Source organism: Dictyobacter arantiisoli, assembly GCF_008326305.1.
In the GTDB taxonomy this organism is placed as follows: Bacteria; Chloroflexota; Ktedonobacteria; order Ktedonobacterales; family Ktedonobacteraceae; genus Dictyobacter; species Dictyobacter arantiisoli.
The window spans coordinates 1-1,083 of the sequence record NZ_BIXY01000251.1; the positions used below are offsets into that span (position 1 = coordinate 1).

The 1,083-nt window shown below is 50.6% G+C and carries 1 protein-coding gene; it reads left to right on the forward strand.

The genetic code is table 11. From position 1 onward, the window contains the following. The coding region (locus F1593_RS28080; protein WP_235932755.1) for an RNA-guided endonuclease InsQ/TnpB family protein at positions 1 to 449 on the forward strand (449 nt) is incomplete at its 5' end. Positions 450 to 1,083: the final 634 nt, after the last annotated feature.

Below are 1,083 nucleotides of genomic sequence, written 5' to 3' on the forward strand. Positions count from 1 at the left end.
CAAACAGCCGTACAATGAATCGGGAGAACTGGAGAGCCGTATGCCATGAAAGTGGCACGTACGGTTCGGGAAGGGGCGGATGGAAACGTACCGCAAGGCAACGCGCCAGCCGCCTACTTCACTTTGAAAATTTGAAAATTGCCAACATGATCCGTAATCATCACCTTGCTAAATCCATCAATGATGCAGCCTGGGGTCGCTTCCTCACCTGGGTGCAATACTATGCATCCCTGCATGCTATCCCCGTCATCAAAGTGGTGCCCCACTTCACCAGCCAGAATTGCAGTGGGTGTGGCACGCTCGTCAAGAAAAGTCTGAGCGTGCGCACCCACATCTGTCCTGCGTGTGGATTGATTATGGATCGAGATCACAATGCGGCGCGTAACATTTTAGCCAAGGCGCTCAGTACCGTCGGGCAGACGGCAACTGATGTACCAGCGAGTGCATGAAACGCTTCTGGACATTGGACCTCTACTTCTCAGGAGCAATCCTGTTGGGCACGTCGGATGGGTGAAAGAAGAATCCCCGTGTATTTATACCGGGGAGTGTCAAAAAGATTACACGTCCAGCCGGGGAAAGGGGAACAGAGGTCGAGAGGATGGGCACAATGAGCAAAGATCTTATAATAAGCGCGCATTCGGCATTGTCATGTTATAATGATCGCATACGCCCTGGCGACCAGGGCACAATGGGGCCGTCGAACATTCAGCGATTGTCATGAACCCCGGTTTTAAAACGTGACACTTAGTCACAAATCTTTCATCTCGGAAATTCATCCCAGGATGATGGGACGGAGAGATAACGCCTCTCTGACACAATGGTTCTGTTCGATTGTTGAGTGCCAAAGCCCTCTGGAGGCGGCTTTCTTTGAAAAGCGGAACCATATCCCTCCTCTTTTACCTCAGGAGGCATAGTTCCCTTCATCACGGTGGGCATTTTCCTACAGTCTCATTTGTGTAAAAGTGTCACGTTTTAAAACCGGGGCTTGCAGAAAGGTGTCCTTTGTGTAAGCCCTCATGAGCAGACTCAGTTTTGAAAGAGAAACTCCGTTCGGGAAGAAATAGGTACCAATGCGTGCGAGGC